Below are 23,593 nucleotides of genomic sequence, written 5' to 3' on the forward strand. Positions count from 1 at the left end.
GGCCAGGGGAGAACGCCCGCCGCAGGCGCCACCCGCATCGCGCATCGCGCCCTCACGCGTCCCCCTCCAGTTCCCCTTCGAGCTCCAGATACGTCGCCCGCAACCGCTCCAGCGTCTCCGCATCCGGCTCCGCCCAGAGCCCCCGCTCGGCCGCCTCAAGCAACCGCTCGGAAATCCCGCGCAGCGCCCAGGGGTTGGACTTCTTCATGAAGTCCCGGTTCTCCGGGTCGAACACGTACTCCGCCGACAACTTCTCGTACATCCAGTCGTCGACCACGCCCGCCGTCGCGTCGTACCCGAACAGGTAGTCGACCGTCGCCGCCATCTCGAAGGCGCCCTTGTACCCGTGCCGCCGCATGGCCGCCATCCAGCGCGGGTTCACCACCCGTGCCCGGAACACCCGGTGCGTCTCCTCGCCCAGCGTCCGCGTCTTCACCTGATCCGGCGTCGCCGAATCCCCCACGTACGCCTCGGGCGACTCCCCGGTCAGATGCCGCACCATGGCCACCATGCCGCCGTGGTACTGGAAGTAGTCGTCCGCGTCGACGAGGTCGTGCTCCCGCGTGTCGACGTTCTTCGCCGCCACCGCGATCCGCCGGAACGCCGTCTCCATGTCCCCGCGCGCCGCCCGCCCCTCCAGCCCGCGCCCGTACGCGTAACCGCCCCAGACGGCGTACACCTCGGCCAGGTCTGCATCGCTGCGCCAGTTCCGCGCGTCGATCAGCGGCAGCAGGCCCGCCCCGTACGCCCCCGGCTTCGAGCCGAAGATGCGTGCCGTGGCCCGTCGTCGGTCACCGTGCTCCGCCGTGTCCTCGTCGGCGTGCGCCCGTACGTAGTTGGCGTCGGCCGGCTCGTCCAGCTCCGCCACCGCGCGTACCGCGTCGTCGATGAGGCCCACCACGTGCGGGAACGCGTCCCGGAAGAAGCCCGAGATGCGGACCGTCACATCGATGCGCGGCCGGCCGAGCTCGCTCACCGGCACCACCTCGAAGCCCGTCACCCGGCGCGAGGCGTCGTCCCACACGGGGCGGCAGCCGAGCAGCGCCAGGATCTCCGCGATGTCGTCGCCCTGGGTGCGCATGGCGGAGGTGCCCCACACGGTGAGACCGACCGACTTCGGGTAGTCGCCCGTGTCGGCGAGGTACCGGGCGATCAGCGAGTCCGCGAGGGACTGGCCGACCTCCCACGACAGCCGGGACGGAATCGCCTTCGGGTCGACGGAGTAGAAGTTGCGGCCGGTCGGCAGCACGTTGACGAGCCCGCGCGTCGGTGAACCCGAGGGGCCCGCCGGGACGAAGCCACCGTCCAGGGCGAGGAGGATGTGGTCGATCTCGTCGGTCGTCCGGGCCAGCCGTGGCACGACCTCCTCGCAGGCGAAGCCCAGGACGGCGACGGCGTCCGGGAGTTCGAGGCCCAGCACCTCCCGTACCAGACCGGCCGCCGCGGTCACGTCCCAGCCGCGCGCCTCCATGCCCTCCGCGAGCCGGCGGCACAACTGCTCCAGCAGGTCGATCGCGTCCGCGCCCGTCCTGGCCGGGCCGTCCACCAGCTCGCTCAGTCCGTCCGGCACCTTCACCGCCGCGCCCGGCTCGCCCAGCAGCTCCTTCTCGCTGAGCCCGAAGTGCTCGGCGACGGCCGACCGCAGACCGGGCAGCGCGTTTGCCGTGCCACCCCACACCTGCGAGGCGCGCAGCACCGCGAGGACCAGGTTGACCCGGGCCTCGTCGACCGGGCCGCCGCCCAGGATGTGCAGACCGTCGCGGATCTGGACGTCCTTGATCTCGCACAGGTAGCCGTCGATGTGCATGACGAACGAGTCGAAGTCGTCGTCGCCCGGCTGCTCGTCGACATGCAGGTCGTGGTGCAGTTCCGCGGCCTTGACCAGCGTCCAGATCTGCGCCCTCACCGTCGGCGCCTTGGTCGGGTCCAGATCGCTGACCAGCGCGTACTCGTCGAGCAGCTGCTCCAGCTTCGCCAGGTCGCCGTAGGTGTCGGCGCGGGCCATCGGCGGCACCAGGTGGTCCACCACCGTGGCGTGGCCGCGGCGCTTGGCCTGGGTGCCCTCGCCCGGGTCGTTGACGATGAACGGGTAGATCAGCGGCAGTTCGCCGAGGACCGCGTCCGGGCCGCAGCCCGCCGACAGTCCGAGACCCTTGCCGGGCAGCCACTCCATCGTGCCGTGCTTGCCCATGTGGACGACGGCGTCCGCGCCGAACGTGTTCTCCAGCCAGCGGTACGTCGCCAGGTAGTGGTGCGAGGGCGGCATGTCCGGGTCGTGATAGATCGCGATCGGGTTCTCGCCGAACCCGCGCGGCGGCTGGATCAGCACCACCACGTTCCCGAACTGGAGCGAGGCGAGGACGATGTCGTCGCCGTCCACGTACAGGGAGCCCGGCGGCTCGCCCCAGTGCTCCAGCATCGAGTCGCGCAGCCCCGGCTCAAGTTTCGCGAACCACTCACGGTAGTCGGCCAGCGGCACCCGGGCGGGGGCCGCGGCGAGCTGTTCCTCGGTCAGCCACTCCACGTCATGGCCACCGGCGTTGATGAGGCGGTGGATCAGCTCGTCGCCGTTGTCCGGGTGCTCCGCGACCCCGTATCCGGCGTCGCGCAGGGCGTCCAGGACCCGGACCGCGGAGGCGGGCGTGTCCAGGCCGACCGCGTTGCCGACGCGGGAGTGCTTGGTGGGGTAGGCGGTGAAGACGAGGGCGAGCTTCTTCTCGGCGTTCGACTTGTGCTTGAGGACGGCGTGACGCACCGCGATCCCGGCGACGCGGGCCGCGCGCTCGGGGTCGGCGCGGTACACCGGCACTCCGTCCGGGCCCTGCTCCTTGAAGGAGAACGGCACGGTGATGAGGCGGCCGTCGAACTCCGGGATGGCGACCTGCATCGCCGCGTCCATGGGGGAGAGCGCGGCGTCCGACGCGTCCCATGCCGCCCGCGAGGACGTCAGGCACAGCCCCTGCAACACCGGGACGTTCAGATCGGCGAGGGCGCCGATGTCCCAGGCCTCGTCGTCGCCCCCGGCGGAGGCGTCCGACGCACGGGTCCCGCCGGCCGCGAGGACCGTGGCGACCAGGGCGTCGGCCCGGCCGAGGAGCTCGTACAGACCGGCGTCCGCGCCGCGCAGCGAACCGCAGTACACGGGAAGGGCGTTGGCGCCGCGCGCCTCGACGGCGTCGCACAGCACGTCGACGAACGAGGTGTTGCCGGACAGGTGGTGCGCCCGGTAGAAGAGCACGCCGACGGTCGGGCGGCCCTCGGTGAACGTACGGCTGCCGCGCGGGCCCCACTCGGGCATCTTCTGCGGTTCGGCGAAGCCGTGCCCCGTCAGCAGGACGGTGTCGGAGAGGAAGCGGGCCAGTTCGACGAGGTTGCCCGGGCCGCCCTCCACCAGGTAGCGCAGCGCCTCGGCGACGACGCCCGCCGGCACGGACGACTCGGCCATCAGCTCGGCGTCCGGCACGGTCTCACCGCCGAGCAGGACGGTGGGGACGCCCGACGCCTTCAGCGCCGCGAGGCCCTCCTCCCAGGCGCGCTTGCCGCCCAGCAGGCGGACCACGGCGACGGAGCAGCCCTCGATCAGTGCGGGCAGTTCGTCCTGGACGTCGATACGGGTCGGGTTGCCGATCCTGTACGGCGCGCCCGAGGCGCGCGCGGCGAGGAGGTCGGTGTCGGCGGTCGACAACAGCAGCACGGTGCTCATGGGGGCGGTCAGTGGCGCGTTCATGCGCGTGCTCCAGGTGCTCCGGGGGCGATGAAGGGAAGTCCTGCCGGTGCGCCCGACTCGATGAGTCGCCACAGCGCATCGGTGTCCGCGTGTTCTTCGATCAGGTCGCCGAGGCGGTCGAGCTGTTCCTCCCGCAGTCCGGCGAAGCAGGTGTCGGGGGCGGGCACGAAACGGCGGCCGGCGGCCTTCGCGATCTCGGTCAGGAAGCGGCGCCGGAAGGTGTCGCTCTCCAGCGAGCCGTGCCAGTGGGTGCCCCACACGGCGCCGGCCCGGCAGCCGTCCAGACGCTGCCCGCCGCCGTCGGTGAGGAAGGGTTCGCCGCCGCGCACATCCGCGACGCCGTGGTGGATCTCGTACCCCTCGACCGGGGCGCCGAGGGCCTCCCCGGCCGGGCGGGCGAGGGTCTTCTCGCGGTCGAACCGGATGCGTACGGGCAGCAGTCCGAGCCCGTCGACCTGCCCGGCGCGCGACTCCACGTCGTCCTCGATGTGCTCGCCGAGGATCTGGTAGCCGCCGCAGATGCCGAGGACCGGGCGTCCTTCGGCGGCGCGCCGCAGCAGTGCGTCGGCGAGCCCGCGCTCACGCAGCCAGGCGAGCGCCTTCACCGTGCCGCGGGTGCCGGGCACGATGACGAGGTCGGCGTCGTGGAGTTCCTCGGCGCGGTCCACGAACCGCACGACGACGCCCGGTTCGGCGGCCAGCGCGTCCACGTCGGTGAAGTTGGACATCAGCGGCACGGCGCACACGGCGACGCGCAGGATGTCCTCGCCGTGCGGCGGTGCGACGACCGACTCGCGTACGGTGCCGCGCAGCGAGACCCGCAGACCGTCCTCCTCGTCGATGCCGAGGCCGTGGGCGAACGGCAGCACCCCGTACGTCGGCCGTCCCGTCAGATCGCGCAGCATGTCCAGGCCGGGCTCCAGCAGCGAGACGTCGCCGCGGAACTTGTTGACCAGGTAGCCGGCGATCAGCGCCTGGTCCTCGGCCGAGAGCAGCGCCGTCGTACCGAAGAACGAGGCGAAGACCCCGCCGCGGTCGATGTCGCCGACGACCACCACCGGGAAGCGCGCCGCCCGTGCGATGCCCATGTTCACGATGTCCGTGCGCCGCAGGTTGATCTCGGCCGGACTGCCCGCCCCTTCGCAGATCACCGCGTCATACGTGCCCCGAAGCTGCTCCAGACAGTCCACGACGGTGGACAGCAGCGACTCCTGCCGGCCGCCGTGGTAGCCGCGTGCGCTCATCTCGCCGACCGGACGGCCCATCAGGACGACCTGGCTTGAGCGGTCGCTGCCGGGCTTGAGCAGCACCGGGTTCATCAGCGCGGTCGGCTCCACCCGGGCGGCCTGGGCCTGCATGGCCTGGGCGCGGCCGATCTCGGCGCCTTCGCGGGTGACGAAGGAGTTGAGTGACATGTTCTGCGCCTTGAACGGCGCCACCTTCACGCCCCGGCGCACCAGCCAGCGGCAGATGCCCGCCGTGACGACGCTCTTGCCCGCGTCCGATGTGGTCCCGGCGACCAGCAGTCCGCCGCTCATGTCGGTCTCCGTTCTGAGAATCGGGGTGCCGTGCTGCGGGAACCCGCGGTGCGGGCCCCCGCGATCCTTCGTGCCGCGAACCCCGCGCCCAGCCGGGCCGCCACGCTCACGCCGAGGGCGAGCGCGCTCACCCGGCGCGACAGCCGTACGGCCCGCTCGATGTCGGCGGGCTCCACCGCGCGGCCGGTCTCCCCGTTGAGCACGGGACGGTGCTCGACCCGGCCGCCGTAGGTGAGTGTTCCGCCGAGCCGTACGCCGAGCGCGCCGGCGAACGAGGCTTCCACGGGGCCCGCGTTGGGGCTCGGGTGCTTGGCCGCGTCGGCCCGCCAGGCGTGCACCGCTTCCCGTGGCCGCCCCCCGGCGGTCACGGCGAGGAGGGCCGTCAGCCGGGCGCCCGGCCAGCCCGCGAGGTCGTCGAGGCGGGCCGAGGCCCAGCCGTAACGCCGGTAGCGGGGCGACTTGTGACCGACCATCGCGTCGAGCGTGTTGGCGGCCCGGAACCCGACGAGTCCGGGGACCCCGCCCAGCGCGCCCCACACCAGGGCGCCGACCACGGCGTCCGAGGTGTTCTCGGCGACGGACTCCACGACGGCGCGGGCGATCTGCGGACCGTCCAGGGACTGCGGGTCGCGGCCGCACAGATGTGGCAGCCGCTCCCGGGCCCGTTCGATGTCCCCGGAGGCGAGCGCGCCACCGATGGCCCGGGCCTCGCGCCCCAGCGACGTACCGCCGATGACGGACCAGGTGGCGGCGGCGGTCAGGACGACGGACGCGGCGGGGTGGCGGCGCAGGGCGCGGGAGGCCAGCGCGGCGCCCCCGGCGGCGCCTCCGGCGCAGAGCACGGTGTGCAGGGCGCCCCACCCGCGGTGGTCGCGCCACAGACGGCGTTCGACGCCTGCCGCGGCCCGCCCGAAGGCGGCGACCGGGTGCCCCCTGCGGGGATCACCGAGCAGCAGATCGCCGATCAGACCGGCCGTGGCGCCGTACGCGAAGATGCGATCGGCACGCACGGTTCAGCCGGCCGTTGCGCCTCGAAGGACCTCAGGACCTGTTCTGCGTTGCACAGGAAGGGACGCACGGCAGCCGGGCATGGCGATATGTCCTCACTCAGGGTCCGCGCCCTGGTTCGACGTGACGGCGACGAGAGTCTCCTGGCTTCCGGATCCGCAGTTCCCCCGGCCTTCCAGTCCGCTTGCGTGGACCGTGACTTCCAGTGGTGGGGGACTGCTCCCCGGTGACAGTGGCGGGACCGCGCCGGATTCGCACCGGCTTCCTCTGCTGTCGCCGTAATGGCTCCGGCAGTCCACCACGCTCTGCGAACGCCCGTCAACTTGCCGTTGACCTGCGACGGTGCAGTGTGCTGAGACGCACATCGGGCCGGACGCACCAGTGGTGCGTCCGGCCCGATGCGGGTGGGACCGGTGGGGCTCAGGCGGTGATCAGACGACGATCAGGTAGATGCCGTAGGCCACGGCCGCGGCGCACAGGCCGAAGCAGACGTACGCGCCGGCGCGGGCCAGCATGAGCGAACCGCCCGCCGGACCGCCCGCCGAGCCGCCCTGTGCGGCCGGTTCGGGCTGCTTGGAGAGGCCGACGACGCCGAGGGTGAAGAGGCCCACCAGCGCGACGGTGGCGACGAGGGAGACACCGAAGACGGTGCCGAGGGCTGCCCAGTCGATGTTCATGGGGATCTGTCCTTACCGGAGGCTCTTAGACCGTGGCGGGTCGGGCCGGGTCGGCGACCGGCCCGGCGGGGGCCGGGATGGTGGCCGTGAGGTCGTGGGGCTGAGCGGCCGCGGTGGGCGGCGGGCTGACGGCCGCGATGGCCGTGGTGACGACGCCCGCGGGCTCGGCGTCCGCACCGGCCGGGGCGACGTCGTCGTGGCCGACGGGCTTGCGCCGCGACAGCACCCAGATCGCACCGGAGCCGGCGATCAGGAGCGCCGCGACGACCACGACACCCCAGGTGCCCTGCTTGGTGAGCAACTCCGCGCCCGCGCCGACCAGACCGGCGGCCGGCAGGGTCAGGCCCCAGGCGACGAACATCCGGGTGGCGGTGGACCAGCGGACCACGCCGCCCTTGCGGCCGAGGCCCGCGCCCATGACGGCGCCGGAGCACGACTGGGTCGTGGAGAGGGAGAAACCGAGGTGGGACGAGGCCAGGATGACGGTGGCCGCGCTGGTCTGGGCGGCGAAGCCCTGCGGCGGCTTCAGTTCGGTCAGGCCGCTGCCCATGGTGCGGATGATGCGCCAGCCGCCCAGGTAGGTGCCGAGAGCGATGGCGAGGCCCGCGGAGACGATGACCCAGACCGGCGGGTTGGAGCCGGGGGAGAGGACGCCGCCGGTGACCAGGGCGAGCGTGATGATGCCCATGGTCTTCTGCGCGTCGTTGGTGCCGTGCGCGAGCGACACGAGACCGGCCGAGGCGATCTGGCCGGCGCGGTACCCCTTCGCGGTGGCCTTCTCCTGGGCGCCGCCCTTGACCTTCCCGCCGATGCGGTACGTCAGCTTGGTGGCCAGCAACGCGGCCAGACCGGCGACGACCGGTGCGGCGACCGCGGGGAGCAGCACCTTGGTGACGACGGTGCCGCCGTCGACCGACGACCAGCCCGCGGACATCACCGCGGCGCCGATCAGGCCGCCGAACAGTGCGTGGGAGGAACTGGACGGCAGGCCGACCAGCCAGGTCAGGAGATTCCACAGGATGGCGCCGACGAGCGCCGCGAAGATGACCTCGGTTCTGAGCCCGTCTTCGTTGATGATCCCGCCGGAGATCGTCTTGGCGACCTCCACCGACAGGAACGCGCCTACGAGGTTGAGAACGGCGGACATGGCCACCGCTGTCTTGGGTTTGAGTGCGCCGGTCGAGATGGTGGTGGCCATCGCGTTGGCGGTGTCGTGGAAACCGTTCGTGAAATCGAACACTAGAGCTGTCACGATCACAATCGCGAGCAGCAGCGTGATGTGTTCCATTTACCCAGGCAATCGTTCGACGTCAGTGGCACGTGGACCGTAGGCAACCTGAGTGAACGGAAGATGAACTGGGCAGGGCGTTGCGGTGACCCCAACCGGAGTGCCGCCGCCCTTTTCGTCCGACGGGTGACGGCGGGATTCCGGTACGGGCCGGTGTGGGCCCGGAATCCGGCGTCCGGGGAGGCTGTCGTGGGAGGGGTGGCACAGGGCCGCTCATCCGTTGAAAGGATCTTCGTGTGAGCGGTGAGTGGCGGGATTCGATCGAACAGGCCTGGGATGCGGTCGTCGCCACCGCCCGCCGGACGGCCTCCGAGGGACTGGTCGTGGGCACCTCGGGCAACGTCTCGGCACGGGTCGGCGGGACCGTACTCGTCACCCCGAGCGGAGTGCCGTACGACCGGCTCCGCCCCGAGGATCTGACCGGCGTCGATCCGGAGGGCAACCAGATCCTTGGAACCATGGCCCCCACCAGCGAACTCCCGCTCCATCTCGCGGTGTACCGGAACACCGACGCGGTCGCCGTGGTGCACACCCACGCGGTGCACGCCACAGCCGTCTCCGCACTGGTCGCCGAGGTGCCGTCGGTGCACTACGCCGCAGCGATGCTGGGCGGCCCCGTCCGGGTCGCCGCCTATGCCCGCTACGGCACGGACGAACTGGCCGAAAACATGCTCACGGCCCTGCGCGGCCGCACCGGCTGCCTGCTGGGCAACCACGGCACGGTCACCTACGGCGCCTCCCTCGACGAGGCGTACGACCGCACGGCCCAGCTGGAATGGCTGTGCCGCCTCTGGCTCACCGCGAGTTCGGTGCCCGGCCGGACCCCGGCCCTGCTCACGCCGGAGCAGCTGAGCGACGTCGGGGAAGCGCTGAAGGGGTACGGGCAGCCGCGCGGAAACCGGTAGGGGATCCGGCCGGCGCACCGGACGGCCCCCGTCCGCTGGCAGCGTGCGGCGACGCCCCCGACACTGAAGCCGTGCGCCCCGCTACAGCAACGGCAGCAGCCGTCACCACGATCCTCGGCGTCGGCGCGGCGGCGGTCGCCGCCGGCCGGTACGCCGGCGACGTCGCCCTCAAGGCACCGTCCGGACGCCCCCTCCCCGCCGACCGCCGGCTGACCGTGCATGCGACGGCGGCCGGGCAGGTCACCCTCACCCGGTCCTTCACCTCGCTCCGGCCGGGGACCTACGGGCTGGTGGGCGACGGCGTCCACGCCGTCGTGGGCCCGGTGATCGACCAGGCCCACCAGGCGGCCGACACCGTCGTGCGCCGGCTGGAGCGCGTGAACCACGGCACCCTGCGCCCCGGCGCCAAGGTCCGCATCACGCCGGAGCTCCACAGCGGCGACCCCGCCACCGCCCTCGGCCTCGAATTCCGCGAGGTCGAGATCCCCGGCGAACTCGGCGGCCTGCCCGCCTGGTTCGTACCGGGCCCCCGCGACACCTGGGTGATCACCGCACACGGCCTCGGCACCACCCGGGAACACCCGCTGAACGTGACGGCCTTCCTGCACGGGCAGCAGCTGCCCGTGCTCGACCTCGCCTACCGCGGCGACCCCGGAGCCCCCCGCTCCCCGGACGGGCTCGCCCATCTCGGCGAGTCCGAGTGGCGGGACCTGGACGCGGCCATCCGCTTCGCCGTGCGCTACGGCGCCGAGAAGGTCGTCCTGCACGGCTGGTCCACCGGCGCCTCGATGGCCCTGCACGCCTGCGTGAACTCCGCGCTGAGAGACCGGATCTGCGGGCTCGTCCTCGATTCGCCGGTGCTGGACTGGCAGGTCACGCTGCGCGCCCTGGCCGCCGCCCACGGCGTCCCCTCCGCCCTGCTGCCCCTCGCCGTTCGCGCCGCCCAGGGGAAGACCGGACTGCGCGGGGCCCGGCTCCTGGACACCTCGCTGCCCGCGACCCTGCACGTGCCGACGCTGATCTTCCACGGGCCCGACGACACCCTGGCCCCCTGGCGGCCGTCCCGGGAGCTCGCCGCCCGCCGCCCCGACCTGATCTCCCTGCACGCCGTGCCCCAGGCTCCGCATGCGGCGATGTGGAACGCCGGCCCGGCTCACTACGAAGAGACGCTGAGACGCTTCCTCACGCCCCTGATGTGAGCCGATGTGCCGCTTCGGCCGATTGGTCCCGGCCGGTGCGGGGCGGGCCCGACACCGGTGATCCGGGTTCCGTTTGGGCTTTCGGGCCGTCAGAGGCAAGACTGCTCCCCGTGACGTCCCGTACCCCGCGCGACTCCAGGCTGCGACTTGTCCGCCCGCGACCCCTCGCCACCGCTCGCAAGGCCGTGACCACCCGGCGCACCAGGCCGGCGCCCCGCCCGCCCGAGGGCACTCCGCCCCGGGCGGAACTGGCCCGTCAGGCCAGGACCGCTCTCGCCGACGCCGTGCGGATCGCCCGCTGGGCGGCCGACGGCGCGAGCCCCGGCACCCCGCCCCTGGCCGCCCAGGCACTGGAACGGGCCGCGGCGGCGCTGGCGTTGTCCCCGGCCCAGGTGCGCTCCGGCTGGGACCGGGCCCGGCTCGCCGGCCTCGTGGAACTGCACGGCGAGACCGCCCGGCCCGGCTGGCGGCTGCGTGCCTGGGACCGCGACGACTCCGCCGTGCTCCGTGGCTGGGTGGCGCTCTTCGACGCCTGGTCGCTCGTCCACCCCGCGCCCCGGGACATCGAGTCCACCGCGGTCGCCGAGGCCGTCGAGGCCGTGCCCCAGGTGCTCTCGCTCCTTCAGCTCTCGGCCGGCCCGGTCACGGTGCCCGCCCTCCTGGACCTGCTCGGCCAGCGCGTGGCGGAACTGCACGAGGAGCGCTGCGAGGTGCCGTACGGGCCTCAGCCGCTGCCCGCCCCCGCCGAACCGGCACCCACCGCCCACCCCGCCGCACTGGTCGCGCTCCTGCTGGACTGGGCCCTGGAAGGGCTTGCCGCCGTCGGCGCGCTCACCCTCGGCCCCGGGACCGCCACCCTGACGCCGCTCGGCAACTGGGCGGTCTGGGTCAAGCTGGAACAGATCTGCGTCGCCGCCCAGAGCCCCGCCGGGAACATCGAGCAGTCCGCCGCCGACATGCTGCTCGGCTGCGCCCGCCTCACGCCCGGACCGGCACGCGCCGAATACCGGGCCTGGCTGGCCGCCCGCCCCGTCGGCAGCGCCGTCGCCGAACTGCTCGGGGTGGCCCGCGGCGAGGACGCGCTGCTGCGCGGGCTCGCCTTCGAGGCGCTCCGGGTCGTCGGCGCCCCGGCCGAGCCCGAGGTGCGCTCCGTCGTCGCCGACCCGTCACTGCGCCCGTACGCGCTGCTCTGGCTCGCGGAGTACGACGGAACCGACCCCGAGGACGCCCAGGAGGTCCTCAGTCGCGAGGAGGCCACCTGGCTCTGGGTCGACACCGCGGCTGCCGTCGCCGACCACGGCGAGACGGGACTGCTGGTCCGCCACCTCGACTCGGCCGTGCAGGGCACCGTCCCGGCGCTGCTGGACGAGGTTCGGGCCGTGGGCCACCCGCGCACCGTCCAGGTGCTGGTCGCCCTCGCCGCCGCGCACCCCGACCCCGCGCTCGCCAAAGCGGTCCGCAAGGCGGCGTTCCAGGTGCACACGGGCGGCGCCTGAACCGCCGCGGCCCACTGCCGGGCCCGAGGCGGCACCGTTGCCCCGGGTCCGGGGCCCCGGGTCCGCGGCCGCTCAGCCCGCCGACCCGGGGGCGTACGTCCCGAAGCTCCACACGTTGCCCTCCGCGTCCCGCGCCATGTAGTCCCGGGAGCCGTAGTCCTGGTCGGTGGGCGGCATGAGGATCTCCACCCCGTACTCCACGGCCCGGGCGTGGTGGGCGTCCACCTCGTCGACCACCACGTAGACGCCGGCCGGTCCCGCCCCCTGCATCGCCTTGGCGAAGACGCCCTCGCGGCCCTTGGAGCCCAGCATCACCCTGCCGTTGCCGCAGGACAGCTCCGCGTGCATCACCGTGCCGTCCTCGCCCTCGTACACCGCTTCCCGGGTGAATCCGAGGCCCTCCGTCAGCGTCCTGATCGCGGCCTTCGCGTCGTCGTACAGAATCGTCGGATAGATCGTCGGTACGCCTGCCGTCGCGTCTGCCATCGTGCTCATTCCCTTCTCACGCCGAACCGGGCCCCGTACGACCCGACTGTGATCTGTGTCTCAGTCTTCCACCGGGCACTGACAACGCCCTGCGCAAACCGGGCCCGAGCCGTTCGCGCAGGTCAGCGGAAGGTGTCGCAGGCGGCCATGTCGCCGCTGGTGAAGCCGGTGGTGAACCACTGCTGGCGCTGCGCGGCCGAGCCGTGCGTCCAGGACTCGGGGGTGACCCGGCCCTGGAACCTCTCCTGGATCCGGTCGTCCCCGACCGACGCGGCCGCGTCGAGTCCGTCCCGGATATCCGCCCGGGTGAGCTCGGTGATCAGCGGCCGGCCGGTCGACTCGTCCGGCGTGGTCGTCGCGTGGTTCGCCCAGACCCCGGCGTAGCAGTCCGCCTGCAGTTCCACCTTCACCGCGTTGCTGTTCTCGCCGGTCCGTCCGTCCTGCGAGCGGGCCAGCGTCCCCATCTGGTTCTGCACGTGGTGTCCGTACTCGTGCGCGACGACGTAGGCCTCGGCGAACGGTCCGCCGCTCGACCCGAACTTGGTCCGCAGCTCGTCGAAGAAGCCCAGGTCCAGATAGACCTGCCGGTCACCGGGGCAGTAGAACGGCCCCACGGCCGAGGTCGCCGACCCGCAGGCCGTGTTCACCCGGTCGGTGAACAGGACCGTGCGGGCGCTGCCGTACGTGGCGTCGCGCCGCTGGAACTCCTGGCCCCAGTAGTCCTGCACGCTGTTGACCACCGCGACCGTCCGGCAGTCGTCCTTGGTGTTGGCGTCCCGGCCGGTCCGGCAGTTCTGCCCGACCTGTGCCGCCGACGAGGCGGTCGCGGTCGTGCCCGAGTCGCCGGAGGAGAGCCCGAGCTGATCGGGGCCGACCCCGAAGAGCAGCCCCAGGATCAGCGCGATGACCCCCGCGATCCCGCCGCCCACGGTGGCCCTGCCGCCCGGGATGCGACTGCCGCGCGTGTCCCGGACCTCGGACGTGTCCAGATCGGCGTCGTCGTCGAACCGCATGGCACCACCCTCTGCTCCGCTCGCGGCTGCCGCACAGCCATGCGCCGAGTATCAGATAATTCACACCGCAATGCCCGTTTTTGCCTGTGGGGTGGGGTCCGCCGGGCGCGCCGGGTGGCTTTTCGGCAACTGCGGTGGGAGCAGGCGGGAAAGTGGTTGGACACCGCCAGTAGACTGGTTCTCATGGCAATTCTCCTTGTGCGTGTGCGTGAGTAACGGCGTCGAGTCGTGAATCGCTAGTCGTTCCTCCGCCGTCCATACCGCTCTGGAGTTTTTCCCCGTGATCACCGCTTCCGGCATCGAGCTGCGCGCCGGCGCCCGCATGCTCATCGAATCCGCCTCCTTCCGTATCGCCAAGGGCGACCGCATCGGCCTCGTCGGCCGCAACGGGGCGGGCAAGACCACCCTCACCAAGTGCCTCGCGGGCGAGGGCACCCCGGCGGCCGGTGCCATCACCCGCTCCGGCGAGGTCGGCTACCTGCCGCAGGACCCGCGCACCGGCGACCTCGACGTGCTCGCCCGCGACCGCATCCTGTCGGCCCGCGGCCTCGACGAGATCCTGCGCAAGATGCGGGAGAACGAGGAGCGGATGGCGAACGGCAAGGGCGCCACCCGCGAGAAGGCGATGAAGAAGTACGAGCGCCTGGAGACGGAGTTCCTCACCAAGGGCGGCTACGCGGCCGAGGCCGAGGCGGCCACCATCGCCGCGGCCCTCAGCCTTCCCGACCGAGTGCTGGGCCAGCCGCTCCACACGCTCTCCGGCGGTCAGCGACGCCGTGTCGAGCTGGCCCGGATCCTCTTCTCGGACGCCGACACCCTGCTCCTCGACGAGCCCACGAACCACCTCGACGCGGACTCGATCGTCTGGCTGCGCGACTACCTCAAGAGCTACCGCGGCGGCTTCATCGTGATCTCCCACGATGTCGAGCTCGTCGAGACGGTCGTCAACAAGGTCTTCTACCTCGACGCCAACCGCTCGCAGATCGACGTCTACAACATGGGCTGGAAGCTCTACCAGCAGCAGCGCGAGGCCGACGAGAAGCGCCGCAAGCGCGAGCGGCAGAACGCCGAGAAGAAGGCCGCGACCCTCAACGCCCAGGCCGACAAGATGCGCGCCAAGGCCACCAAGACCGTGGCCGCGCAGAACATGGCCAAGCGCGCCGACCGGCTGCTCTCCGGCCTGGAGGCCGTCCGGGTCTCCGACAAGGTCGCCAAGCTGCGCTTCCCCGACCCCTCGCCGTGCGGCAAGACCCCGCTGATGGCCGAGGGCCTCTCCAAGTCCTACGGGTCGCTGGAGATCTTCACCGACGTCGACCTCGCGATCGACAAGGGTTCCCGGGTCGTCATCCTCGGCCTCAACGGCGCGGGCAAGACCACGCTGCTCCGGCTGCTCGGCGGCGCGGAGAAGCCCGACACCGGCGACATCATCGAGGGCCACGGGCTGAAGCTCGGCTACTACGCCCAGGAGCACGAGACCCTCGACCCCAACCGCACCGTCCTGGAGAACATGCGCTCGGCGGCACCGGACCTCGACCTGGTGGCGGTCCGCAAGACCCTCGGCTCGTTCCTCTTCTCCGGGGACGACGTGGACAAGCCCGCCGGAGTGCTCTCCGGCGGTGAGAAGACCCGGCTCGCCCTGGCGACGCTGGTCGTCTCCTCCGCCAACGTGCTGCTGCTCGACGAGCCCACCAACAACCTCGACCCGGCCAGCCGCGAGGAGATCCTCGGCGCGCTGCGCACGTACAAGGGCGCCGTCGTCCTCGTCACGCACGACGAGGGCGCCGTCGAGGCGCTCCAGCCCGAGCGCATCATCCTGCTGCCCGACGGCGTCGAGGACCTGTGGGGTGCGGACTACCGGGACCTGGTCTCGCTGGCCTGACCCGGGTCCGGGCGCGTGCCGGGGCCCGTCCCGGCCGTCGGCCCCGCGCGCGGCGGCCGCGTTCCGGCCGTCGCGGCCCGCTGATCCACTCGCACTGGATCATTCGGCCTACGCGTGATCCATCATCTGTGTGAGGACGTCTCGTACCCCGGCGCGGCATCCGGCAGCTAGCTGCCGGATGCACGCATGAGGGGCCCCGGACCCTGTGCCGCCCTGACCTGGCCGTTCCTCCGGCGCGATTGCCCCGCCGGCCCCACGGCCCCGCGGAATCCTGGATTCCGCTCGTGCCGTCGCCCTCCCGGGGTGCCGATCCGCTTGCACGGACCTTGCCGAATGGGTGGCCAGGACGGCCCCGAGGGGTGATCATGAGAGTCCAGAGCGCACTTCCCATGAGGAGGCACGGGTGGCCGAGACTCTGAAGAAGGGCAGCCGGGTAACCGGCGCCGCGCGCGACAAGCTCGCGGCAGACCTGAAGAAGAAGTACGACTCCGGTGCGAGCATCCGGGCGTTGGCCGAGGAAACCGGCCGCTCCTACGGATTCGTCCACCGGATGCTCAGCGAGTCCGGAGTGACGCTGCGGGGACGTGGCGGAGCGACACGGGGCAAGAAGGCCGCAGCGGCCTGACAGCCGTCCGCGGATCGGGGCAGGTCGCAGGATCTGTCCCGGGGCTCACCGGTTTCGGTGGTGGCCACCCGGTCGATCGTGCGGTCGACCGGGTGGTTACTGTTCAGTCACTTAGCTCTGTGCTGACTGCACCCGATCCGGAGGCGCTCCATGACCTCGCTCGACACTGTGCTCGACAAGGACGGCGTACGACTCACCGTCGACGACGCGGTTGCCACGGTGACCCTCACCAATCCGGCCAAGCGCAACGCTCAGTCCCCCGCTCTGTGGCGGGCGTTGACAGAGGCCGGACGGGCTCTGCCCGGCAGTGTGCGGGTCGTCGTGCTGCGCGCCGAAGGTGTGTCCTTCTCCGCCGGACTCGACCGCCAGGCGTTCACCCCCGAGGGCTTCGACGGCGAGCCGTCGTTCCTCGACATGGGGCGCGGCCCGGAGGCCGAGCTCGACGCGGTCATCGCCGAGTACCAGGAGGCGTTCACCTGGTGGCGCCGCAACGACATCGTGTCGATCGCGGCCGTCCAGGGGCATGCCATCGGCGCCGGCTTCCAGCTCGCCCTCGCCTGCGATCTGCGGATCGTCGCCGAGGACGTGCAGTTCGCCATGCGCGAGACCAGCCTCGGACTGGTCCCCGACCTCACCGGCACGCACCCCCTGGTGCACCTGGTGGGGTACGCACGCGCACTCGAAATCTGCGCCACCGGCCGCTTCGTGCACGCCGCAGAGGCCGAACGCACCGGCCTGGCCAACCTCGTGGTGCCCGCCGCGGAGCTCGAAGGAGCCGCCCGTGATCTGGCCGGCGCCCTGATCGCCGCCCCGCGCGACGCCGTCATCGAGACCAAGGCCCTCCTCGGCGGCGCCGTCTCCCGTACGTACGAGGAGCAGCGCGCCGCCGAGCGTGCCGCGCAGGGCCGTCGGCTGCGCGACCTCTCGGGCACGGCCGACTGAAAGCGTCCGGCGGCGGGCCCGGGCACATCACCCCGGGCCCGCCGCCGTGTCGGTTCCCGGCGGGACCTGGCCCTCCGCCACCGCCGTGACCAGCACCGCGACCGGAGGATGCCCGTCCACGGCCTGGGTCACGGCCGCCCGCACCGAGCGGGCCACGTCCAGCGCCCGGTGCCCGCCGTCCGTCGCCAGCTCGACCCGGACGTGGTCCGGGCCCGTGTGCACGGACGCGCCGAGCACCCGCGTCAGCGTCGCGACCCCCGTCACTCCAGCGGCGGCACGGCCCGCAGCGTCCTCCGGATCCGCCGGGCGCACCTCGGCGGGGGGCGGTTCGACCCGGTCGGGTTCGGTGTCCAGCAACTCCGTCACCTGGACGTCCACCTCGTCGACCACCAGCCCGAGCCGCCGGGCGGCAGCCGTCAGCAGAGCGGAGCGCAACGCCGCCGCAGCGGCCGGAATCGGCAGGTGCGCCGTCGCCGCCACCGTGGCCTCGATGCGCAACGGCCCCGGCGGCAGGGCGCTCGGAGGCGGCGGCACCTGCGGGGCGGGCGCCGCCCCGGCATCGGCCACGGCGATGCGCAGCTCCAGAAGCACCGGCCCCGAACCGCCCACCGCCCGGCGCAGTACGGCCGCCGCCGCCCGTTCCGAGATCCATGCCCCGTCCGCCGGGCCGCCCAGCGGGAGGAGCCGGCCCAGACCGAGCCGCTGCCGAACCGCGGCCGTCCATCCTTGGGCCCTGCGCGAGCTGTCAGCCGTCGTCATGGCCCCCAGCCTGCCGCATCCACGGCGCGAGACCGGGCAACCGCACTTAATCTGGGCAAGGAAGTCCAATCTGCCCCGAAGGGAAGAACGGCGATGACCGAGACCCCACAGCGGAACCGGCCCGAGAACCCCGACAAGGACTCGACGGGCGGCGAGAGCAGGAGCAACTCGCTGACCAAGCGCGGCGGGGGAGACCCCGCCACCCGCGGCCGGACGACGATCGCCGACGGTGTCGTCGAGAAGATCGCCGGAATGGCGGCACGCGACGTGGTCGGCGTGCACGCGATGGGCAGCGGTCTCTCGCGGACCTTCGGCGCGGTGCGCGACCGCGTCCCCGGCGGTTCCAAGTCGGTCACCCGCGGGGTGAAGGCCGAGGTCGGCGAGTCCCAGACGGCCCTCGACCTGGAGATCGTCGTCGACTACGGCGTGTCGATCGCCGACGTCGCCCGTGATGTGAGGGAGAACGTTGTCGCGGCGGTCGAGCGGATGACGGGCCTCGAAGTCATCGAGGTCAACATCGCGGTGAGCGATGTGAAGCTCCCCGACGAGGACGACGACGAGGACCAGTCCGAGCCACGTGTCCAGTAGTCCTCCGTCAAAGGCAGTTGAGGAGCGCAGATGAGCATGGCTGTGGTCGGCATGGTGGCCGGCATGGCGCTCGGGTTCGCCGGGTACTTCGGCGGTTTCGGGGCCTTTCTGCTGGTGGCCGCCCTGGGGGCGATCGGCTTCATCGCCGGTCGCTTCCTCGACGGTGACCTGGAGCCCGGCGACTTCTTCCGGAGTCGCGATCGCGGCGACCGACGGCGGTGACGGCGTTGTCGGGGGCGGGCGGCCGGGTCGCCGCAGCGGAGCGCGGAGAGACCCGGATCGCCGACCGGGTCGTCGCGAAGATCGCCGCGCAGGCGGCGAAAGAGGCGGTCGACGAGCCCGCGAAGGACGCCGCGTCGCCGCGGGCCACGGTCACGGTGCACCGTGACACCGCCCGCGTACGGGTGAGTCTGGAGCTCGGATATCCCAGCGATATCGGGCGCCAGTGCGGTGCCGTGCGTCGCCGGGTCGCTATGCGGGTAGAGGCGTTGGCAGGGATGGAGGTGCCCGAAGTGGCCGTACAGGTCGAGCGCCTGCACCCCTCAGGAGCGAGCCTCGCGGCGCAGGGGAGGATCCGATGACCGAGCCCCGGAATCCGGAGAACAGCGCGGAGCACACCGTGGAACACGGGGACGTGCTCGCGCTCGACCAGTCGGCGTCGTCCGCGGCCTACGACCCGGTCCCGGCCAAGGAACGGAGCGAGGGCGGAGCGGGCCGATTCCGGTCCGCCCGCCGCATCCCCGCGGGCATCACCGCCCTGGTGGTCCTGGGCGCTGCCGGACTGCTCCTCTACGACGTCGCGGCGGTCCGTGCCGACCACCCGGCGATGCAGTGGCGCCGCTCGCTGGCCGACGAACTGTCGGAGCGCCGGCTGGACGACGTCTGGGTGCTCACGGGCGCCTCGGTCGCGGTGGCGGCCGGCCTGTGGCTGCTCGTCCTCGCACTCACGCCCGGACTGCGCGATCTGCTGCCGATGCGGCGCGAACGCCCGGACGTACGGGCTGCCCTCGACCGGACCGCGGCGGCCATGGTCCTGCGCGACCGGGCCGTGGAGGTCTCCGGTGTGCAGTCGGTCCGGGTCCGGATGGGCCGCGGCAAGGTGGGGGTGCGGGCCGTCTCGCACTTCCGTGAACTCGACGACGTACGGGCCGATCTGGACACCGTGCTCTCCACCGGCATCAGGGAACTCGGACTGGCCAGGCAACCGAGCCTGTCCGTCCATGTCCGCCGTCCGGCGAAGAAGGGGTGAGCCGCGTGATCGGGACCGTCAACCGGGTACTGCTGGGGCTGGCCGGACTGGTACTGGTCTGCGTCGGCGGCGGGGTGCTGGCCGCGGCGCTCGGTCTCTCCGTGCCGTCCTGGTGGCCGTGGTACGGCAAGCGCGACGTCCTCCTCAGTGACGCGGACCGGGACCGCTGGCGGTCCGAGGGCTGGTGGTGGCCGGTCGTGATCGCGGTCCTCGCGGTTCTGGTGGTACTCGCGCTGTGGTGGCTGCTGGCCCAGCTGCGCCGGGCCCGCCTCGCCGAGGCGCTCGTGGACAGCGGCGACGGCGAGGGCGCGCTGCTGCGCGGCCGCGCCCTGGAGGGTGTGCTCGCACAGGAGGCGGGCGCCCTGGACGGGGTGGCCCGCGCCCAGGTCGTCCTGACCGGCAGGCGCAGCGAGCCGCAGGCCAGGATCCGGCTCCTCATGGAACCGCACGCCGCCCCGGACGAGGCGCTGGGCCGGCTCACCGACGAGGCGCTGGCCCATGCCCGGGACTCCGCCGGGCTGGCGAAGCTGCCGGCCGAGGTGCGGCTGAAGGCGGTCAAGCACCGGGCCGAGCGCGTGAGCTGACGGGCGGTACGCCATGCGTTGGGGGCCGGACGGCGGAAGCCGTCCGGCCCCCAACGCGTTCCGCGTCCGGTGCCTCAGCGTTTCCGCGTCCGGGAGCGGTTCAGAAGCCGCGCCGGGATCCGCCGTCGACCGGCACCATGATGCCCGTCAGATACGAGGCGGCAGGCGAGAGCAGGAAGGCGGCGGTCCGGCCGAACTCCTCCGGAGTGCCGTAGCGGCGCAGCGGGATGGCCGCCTCGTTGGCGGCGCGCGAGGCCGCGGCGTTGCCGGACAGCGCGTCGAGTTCACGGACCCGGTCCGTGTCGATACGGGCCGGCAGCACGCCCACCACGCGGATGCCCCGCGGGCCGAGCTCATCGGCCAGCGACTTCGCGAAGCCCGCCAGGCCGGGGCGCAGTCCGTTGGAGATGGTCAGCCCGGCGATCGGCTCGTGGACGGAGCCGGAGAGCACGAAGCCGATGACCCCGCCCTCGCCGAGCGCCGCCGCCGCCGTCCGGGCCAGGCGCACCGCGCCCAGGAACACCGACTCGAACGCCGACTGCCACTGGGCGTCGGTGTTGTCCGCGGCGGAGCCCGGCGCGGGGCCGCCGACGCTGATGAGGATGCCGTCGAGCCGGCCGAACCCCTCCTGCGCGGACTCCACCAGCCGCTGCGCCACGTCCGGGTCGGCGTTGTCGGCCGCGAGTCCGACGGCGTCGGGGCCCAGCTCGTCGGCGGCCTCCCGGACGCTCTTCTCGTCGCGGCCGGTGATGATCACTTTCGCGCCGTCGGCGACCAGGGCGCGTGCCGTGGCGTTGCCCAGCCCCCGGGTCGCTCCGGTGACGACGTACACACGGTCCTTCAGTCCAAGATCCATGGTCCTATCCTGCCTCCTGCCCCCGCGTCCCGTCCTCGGCGGCCTGCGCTTCGGCCAGTGCCACCGCCGTGCCGACCAGCCCGATGTGGCTGAAGGCCTGCGGGAAGTTGCCGAGCTGGCGCATGGCCGCGGTGTCGTACTCCTCGGCGAGCAGCCCCACGTCGTTGCGGAGCGCGAGCAGCCGTTCGAAGAGTTCGGTGGCCTCGTCGGTGCGTCCGGTCATCCGCAACGCGTCCGCCAGCCAGAACGAGCAGGCGAGGAACGCGCCCTCGCCGCCCGGGAGTCCGTCGACCGCGGTGCTGTCCGTGCTGTAGCGGCGCACCAGTCCGTCGCTGCCCAGCTCGTCCCGGACGGCGTCCACCGTTCCGATGACGCGCGGGTCGTCCGGCGGCAGGAACCCGGTCCGGGCGATCAGCAGCGTCGCGGCGTCCAGCTCACGCGACCCGTACGACTGGGTGAACGTGTTGCGCGCCGGGTCGTACCCCTTCTCGCACACCTCACGGTGCACGGCGTCCCGCATCGCCCGCCAGCGGTCCGCGTCGCCGGGGAGTGAGGGGTCCTCCTCAAGGGTGCGCACCGCGCGGTCGGCCGCCACCCAGGCCATCACCTTGGAGTGCACGAAGTGGCGGCGCCGGCCGCGGATCTCCCAGAGCCCCTCGTCCGGTTCGCGCCAGGTGGACTCCAGGAAGCCGAGGAGGCTGAGCTGGAGGCTCCAGGCGTGCGGCGCGTCGTCCAGGCCCGCGGCCCGGGCCAGCCGGAGCGAGTCGATGACCTCTCCGTACACGTCGAGCTGGCGCTGGCGCACCGCGGCGTTGCCGATCCGGACCGGGGCGGAGTTCTCGTAACCGCGCAGCCACGGAAGTTCCGCTTCGGGCAGCCGGCGCTCGCCCGCGAGTCCGTACATGATCTGCAGGTCGGCCGGGTCCCCGGCGACCGCGCGCAGCAGCCAGTCACGCCACGCTGCGGCCTCCTCCAGATAGCCGGCCGAGGTCAGCGCACCGAGGGTGAGGGTGGAGTCCCGCAGCCAGCAGAAACGGTAGTCCCAGTTCCGTACGCCGCCGATGTCCTCCGGGAGCGAGGTGGTCGGGGCCGCCACGATGCCGCCGGTCGGACCGAAGGTGAGCGCCTTGAGGGTGATCAGCGAACGGATCACGGCTTCCCGGTAGGGCCCCTCGTACGTGCACCGGGCGGACCACTCGGCCCAGTCGGACAGGGTGTTCTCCAGTGCCTCGTACGGGTCGACGAGATCGGGGCGCGGCGAGTGCGAGGGATGCCAGGTCAGGACGAAGGCCACCTGTTCACCCGCGGAGACGCTGAACGAGGAACACGTGGAGAACTGCTGGCCCCAGGTCTTGACGGGTGGCTCGCTGCGCAGCCAGGCGGAGTCGGGCCCCGCGACCGCGACCCGTTGGCCCTGCGAGCGGCGCATCCACGGCACGACGGAGCCGAAGTCGAAGCGCAGCCGGATCACCGAGGCCATGTCGACCGTGCCGCTGACACCCTCGATGATCCGCATCACATCGGGCTCGTGGTCGCGCTGCGGCATGAAGTCGATGACCTTGACGGTGCCGGTGCGGGTCTCCCAGAACGTCTCCAGGACGAGGGAGTCACCGCGGTAGGCGCGGCGCGTGCAGGTGTCCGCGCCCTTCGGGGCGATGCGCCAGTGGCCGTTCTCCTCGTCGCCGAGCAGCGCGGCGAAGCAGGCGCCCGAGTCGAAGCGGGGCAGACACAGCCAGTCGACAGAACCGTTCCTGCCGACCAGGGCGGCTGTCTGGAGATCGCCGATGAGGGCGTAGTCCTCGATGCGTGGGGTCACGTTCTGGCGTGTTCCCGAACCTGGCGCCCGCTAAGCAGTCACGGGGTCAGGAGAGGCGGGTGTCACCCCCGCGGACGCCGTCCCCGACGTGCCGTCAGGCCTTCGCCGGCTCGGGCTCCGCCGCATCGGCCCGCTCGGCGGCCTCGGCCGCCGCCGCGAGCCGGTCGCGCTTCTCCCGGCGGGCCAGCACCACGTAGCCGACCGGGACACCGGCGGCGAACAGCCACCACTGCACGGCGTACGCCATGTGCGGGCCGATGGAGCTGTCGTCGGGAGCCTCGATCAGCTCGGGCGAGTCGCCCTTCGGCTCCGGCCCGGTCTGCTCGATGTAGCCGCCGAGCACCGGCCGGGAGAGGAGCTTCGCCTGCTGGGCGCTGTTGATCAGCATCACCTGGCGGTCCGGCAGGTCCGAGATGTCCTTGATGCCACTGGCGCTCGTCGTCTCGTCGGCCTTGAGCCGCCCGGTGACGGTCACCTCGCCCTTGGGCACGGCCGGTACGTCGGGGAAGGCGTGCTGGTCGGCGGCGGACGGGACCCAGCCGCGGTTGATCATGACCGTGCCGCCGCCCTTGAGGTCGAACGGGATCAGCACATGGACGCCGATGGAGCCGTCGATGGCGGTGCGGCGCCGGACGACGACCTCGTGCTTCTCGTCGTACGTCCCGGTGGCCGTCACCGCACGCCAGTAGTCCGCGCGCGGAACGACATGACCGGGTGAGGTGAGTCCCGCGACCGGCACGGGCTTCGCCTTGAGGTTGTGCGTGATCAGGGCGTTCTGCGCGACCTTGTGCTCATGCCGGTGCAGCTGCCAGAAGCCCAGTTCGACCATCGTCGGAATCATGACGAGGGCGATGAGGGCGAGAATCAGCCACTGCCGGGTCAACAGGAAGCGGTACACCCCATGACGGTACAACTGCGTCACGGGGTGCATCGCGGAGGGGGTGGGGGCGGGCGCGCG

22 protein-coding genes and 1 riboswitch are annotated in these 23,593 nt (G+C 72.5%); of the genes, 11 read left to right on the forward strand and 11 right to left on the reverse strand.

The genetic code is table 11. The features are described from left to right. Positions 1 to 52 precede the first annotated feature (52 nt). The 5 genes from cobN to OG959_RS30680 form a co-directional block, all read right to left on the reverse strand. On the reverse strand, positions 53 to 3,703 hold the full coding sequence (gene cobN, locus OG959_RS30660; RefSeq protein WP_326666707.1) for a cobaltochelatase subunit CobN: 3,651 nt from the start codon (positions 3,701 to 3,703) through the stop codon (positions 53 to 55). A gap of 20 nt (positions 3,704 to 3,723) precedes the next feature. Next, positions 3,724 to 5,265, reverse strand: coding sequence for a cobyric acid synthase (locus OG959_RS30665; protein WP_326663705.1), 1,542 nt, complete (start codon positions 5,263 to 5,265; stop codon positions 3,724 to 3,726). Continuing rightward, positions 5,262 to 6,275, reverse strand: coding sequence for a cobalamin biosynthesis protein (locus tag OG959_RS30670; protein ID WP_326663707.1), 1,014 nt, complete (start codon positions 6,273 to 6,275; stop codon positions 5,262 to 5,264). Before OG959_RS30670 ends, OG959_RS30665 begins: the two co-directional genes overlap by 4 nt. A 134-nt stretch (positions 6,276 to 6,409) precedes the next feature. Beyond that, a riboswitch (cobalamin riboswitch) is annotated at positions 6,410 to 6,541 on the reverse strand. 163 nt (positions 6,542 to 6,704) lie between these two features. After that, complete coding sequence (locus tag OG959_RS30675) at positions 6,705 to 6,950, reverse strand: hypothetical protein (RefSeq protein ID WP_326663708.1); 246 nt, start codon at positions 6,948 to 6,950, stop codon at positions 6,705 to 6,707. 25 nt (positions 6,951 to 6,975) lie between these two features. After that, positions 6,976 to 8,238, reverse strand: a complete 1,263-nt coding sequence (locus OG959_RS30680) for an inorganic phosphate transporter (RefSeq protein ID WP_326663709.1) — start codon at positions 8,236 to 8,238, stop codon at positions 6,976 to 6,978. Positions 8,239 to 8,474: 236 nt separating this feature from the next. Here OG959_RS30680 and OG959_RS30685 point away from each other — a divergent pair, with 236 nt between their 5' ends. From OG959_RS30685 to OG959_RS30695, 3 genes are all read left to right on the forward strand, one after another. After that, positions 8,475 to 9,143 (forward strand): class II aldolase/adducin family protein, encoded by a 669-nt coding sequence (locus OG959_RS30685; protein ID WP_326663710.1) that lies wholly within the window; start codon positions 8,475 to 8,477, stop codon positions 9,141 to 9,143. A 71-nt stretch (positions 9,144 to 9,214) separates the two neighbouring features. Continuing rightward, on the forward strand, positions 9,215 to 10,342 hold the full coding sequence (locus OG959_RS30690; protein ID WP_326663712.1) for an alpha/beta hydrolase: 1,128 nt from the start codon (positions 9,215 to 9,217) through the stop codon (positions 10,340 to 10,342). Positions 10,343 to 10,527: 185 nt separating this feature from the next. Next, positions 10,528 to 11,838 (forward strand): hypothetical protein, encoded by a 1,311-nt coding sequence (locus OG959_RS30695; RefSeq protein WP_326666709.1) that lies wholly within the window; start codon positions 10,528 to 10,530, stop codon positions 11,836 to 11,838. Positions 11,839 to 11,910: 72 nt separating this feature from the next. On the opposite strand, the gene OG959_RS30700 is transcribed toward OG959_RS30695, so the two are convergent. Both OG959_RS30700 and ypfJ read right to left on the reverse strand, forming a co-directional pair. After that, entirely contained in the window at positions 11,911 to 12,324 is a 414-nt protein-coding gene (locus OG959_RS30700) for a VOC family protein (protein ID WP_326666711.1), read from the reverse strand. Between the two features lie 122 nt (positions 12,325 to 12,446). Beyond that, positions 12,447 to 13,337 (reverse strand): KPN_02809 family neutral zinc metallopeptidase, encoded by an 891-nt coding sequence (gene ypfJ, locus OG959_RS30705; protein ID WP_326663714.1) that lies wholly within the window; start codon positions 13,335 to 13,337, stop codon positions 12,447 to 12,449. A gap of 280 nt (positions 13,338 to 13,617) precedes the next feature. Here ypfJ and OG959_RS30710 point away from each other — a divergent pair, with 280 nt between their 5' ends. The 3 genes from OG959_RS30710 to OG959_RS30720 all read left to right on the forward strand — a co-directional run bounded on the left by OG959_RS30710 (position 13,618) and on the right by OG959_RS30720 (position 16,783). Beyond that, positions 13,618 to 15,216, forward strand: a complete 1,599-nt coding sequence (locus tag OG959_RS30710; protein ID WP_326663716.1) for an ABC-F family ATP-binding cassette domain-containing protein — start codon at positions 13,618 to 13,620, stop codon at positions 15,214 to 15,216. A gap of 403 nt (positions 15,217 to 15,619) precedes the next feature. Next, positions 15,620 to 15,841 (forward strand): helix-turn-helix domain-containing protein, encoded by a 222-nt coding sequence (locus OG959_RS30715; protein ID WP_007263382.1) that lies wholly within the window; start codon positions 15,620 to 15,622, stop codon positions 15,839 to 15,841. Positions 15,842 to 15,991: 150 nt separating this feature from the next. Further along, entirely contained in the window at positions 15,992 to 16,783 is a 792-nt protein-coding gene (locus OG959_RS30720; RefSeq protein WP_326663721.1) for an enoyl-CoA hydratase/isomerase family protein, read from the forward strand. Positions 16,784 to 16,810: 27 nt separating this feature from the next. Here the strand turns inward: OG959_RS30720 and OG959_RS30725 are convergent, their stop codons facing one another. Continuing rightward, entirely contained in the window at positions 16,811 to 17,542 is a 732-nt protein-coding gene (locus OG959_RS30725) for a hypothetical protein (RefSeq protein ID WP_326663722.1), read from the reverse strand. Between the two features lie 93 nt (positions 17,543 to 17,635). On the opposite strand from OG959_RS30725, the gene OG959_RS30730 reads away from it, so the two are divergent. Genes OG959_RS30730 through amaP form a run of 5 tightly spaced genes read left to right on the forward strand, consistent with a single transcriptional unit; the run spans position 17,636 to position 19,963 of the window. Further along, complete coding sequence (locus OG959_RS30730; RefSeq protein WP_326663723.1) at positions 17,636 to 18,130, forward strand: Asp23/Gls24 family envelope stress response protein; 495 nt, start codon at positions 17,636 to 17,638, stop codon at positions 18,128 to 18,130. Between the two features lie 30 nt (positions 18,131 to 18,160). Then, a complete protein-coding gene (locus OG959_RS30735) occupies positions 18,161 to 18,352 on the forward strand; it encodes a hypothetical protein (protein WP_136330255.1) in 192 nt (63 codons plus the stop codon). Then, positions 18,349 to 18,711 (forward strand): Asp23/Gls24 family envelope stress response protein, encoded by a 363-nt coding sequence (locus OG959_RS30740; RefSeq protein WP_385280735.1) that lies wholly within the window; start codon positions 18,349 to 18,351, stop codon positions 18,709 to 18,711. Before OG959_RS30735 ends, OG959_RS30740 begins: the two co-directional genes overlap by 4 nt. After that, complete coding sequence (locus tag OG959_RS30745) at positions 18,708 to 19,379, forward strand: DUF6286 domain-containing protein (RefSeq protein WP_326663725.1); 672 nt, start codon at positions 18,708 to 18,710, stop codon at positions 19,377 to 19,379. The genes OG959_RS30740 and OG959_RS30745 overlap by 4 nt, the downstream gene beginning before the upstream one ends. Before the next feature lie 5 nt (positions 19,380 to 19,384). Next, positions 19,385 to 19,963 carry an alkaline shock response membrane anchor protein AmaP gene (gene amaP, locus OG959_RS30750; protein WP_442805661.1) on the forward strand — a complete coding sequence of 193 codons (579 nt, stop codon included), beginning with the start codon at positions 19,385 to 19,387 and terminating at the stop codon, positions 19,961 to 19,963. 100 nt (positions 19,964 to 20,063) lie between these two features. On the opposite strand, the gene OG959_RS30755 is transcribed toward amaP, so the two are convergent. The 3 genes from OG959_RS30755 to OG959_RS30765 all read right to left on the reverse strand — a co-directional run bounded on the left by OG959_RS30755 (position 20,064) and on the right by OG959_RS30765 (position 23,533). Beyond that, positions 20,064 to 20,819 carry an SDR family oxidoreductase gene (locus OG959_RS30755; RefSeq protein WP_326663727.1) on the reverse strand — a complete coding sequence of 252 codons (756 nt, stop codon included), beginning with the start codon at positions 20,817 to 20,819 and terminating at the stop codon, positions 20,064 to 20,066. Between the two features lie 4 nt (positions 20,820 to 20,823). Then, complete coding sequence (locus OG959_RS30760; protein ID WP_326663728.1) at positions 20,824 to 22,635, reverse strand: glycoside hydrolase family 15 protein; 1,812 nt, start codon at positions 22,633 to 22,635, stop codon at positions 20,824 to 20,826. Positions 22,636 to 22,729: 94 nt separating this feature from the next. Then, positions 22,730 to 23,533, reverse strand: a complete 804-nt coding sequence (locus tag OG959_RS30765; protein WP_326663730.1) for an SURF1 family cytochrome oxidase biogenesis protein — start codon at positions 23,531 to 23,533, stop codon at positions 22,730 to 22,732. Between the last annotated feature and the right edge of the window lie 60 nt (positions 23,534 to 23,593).

Origin of the sequence: Streptomyces sp. NBC_00385, from assembly GCF_035917155.1 — a bacterium.
Lineage (GTDB): Bacteria > Actinomycetota > Actinomycetes > Streptomycetales > Streptomycetaceae > Streptomyces > Streptomyces poriferorum.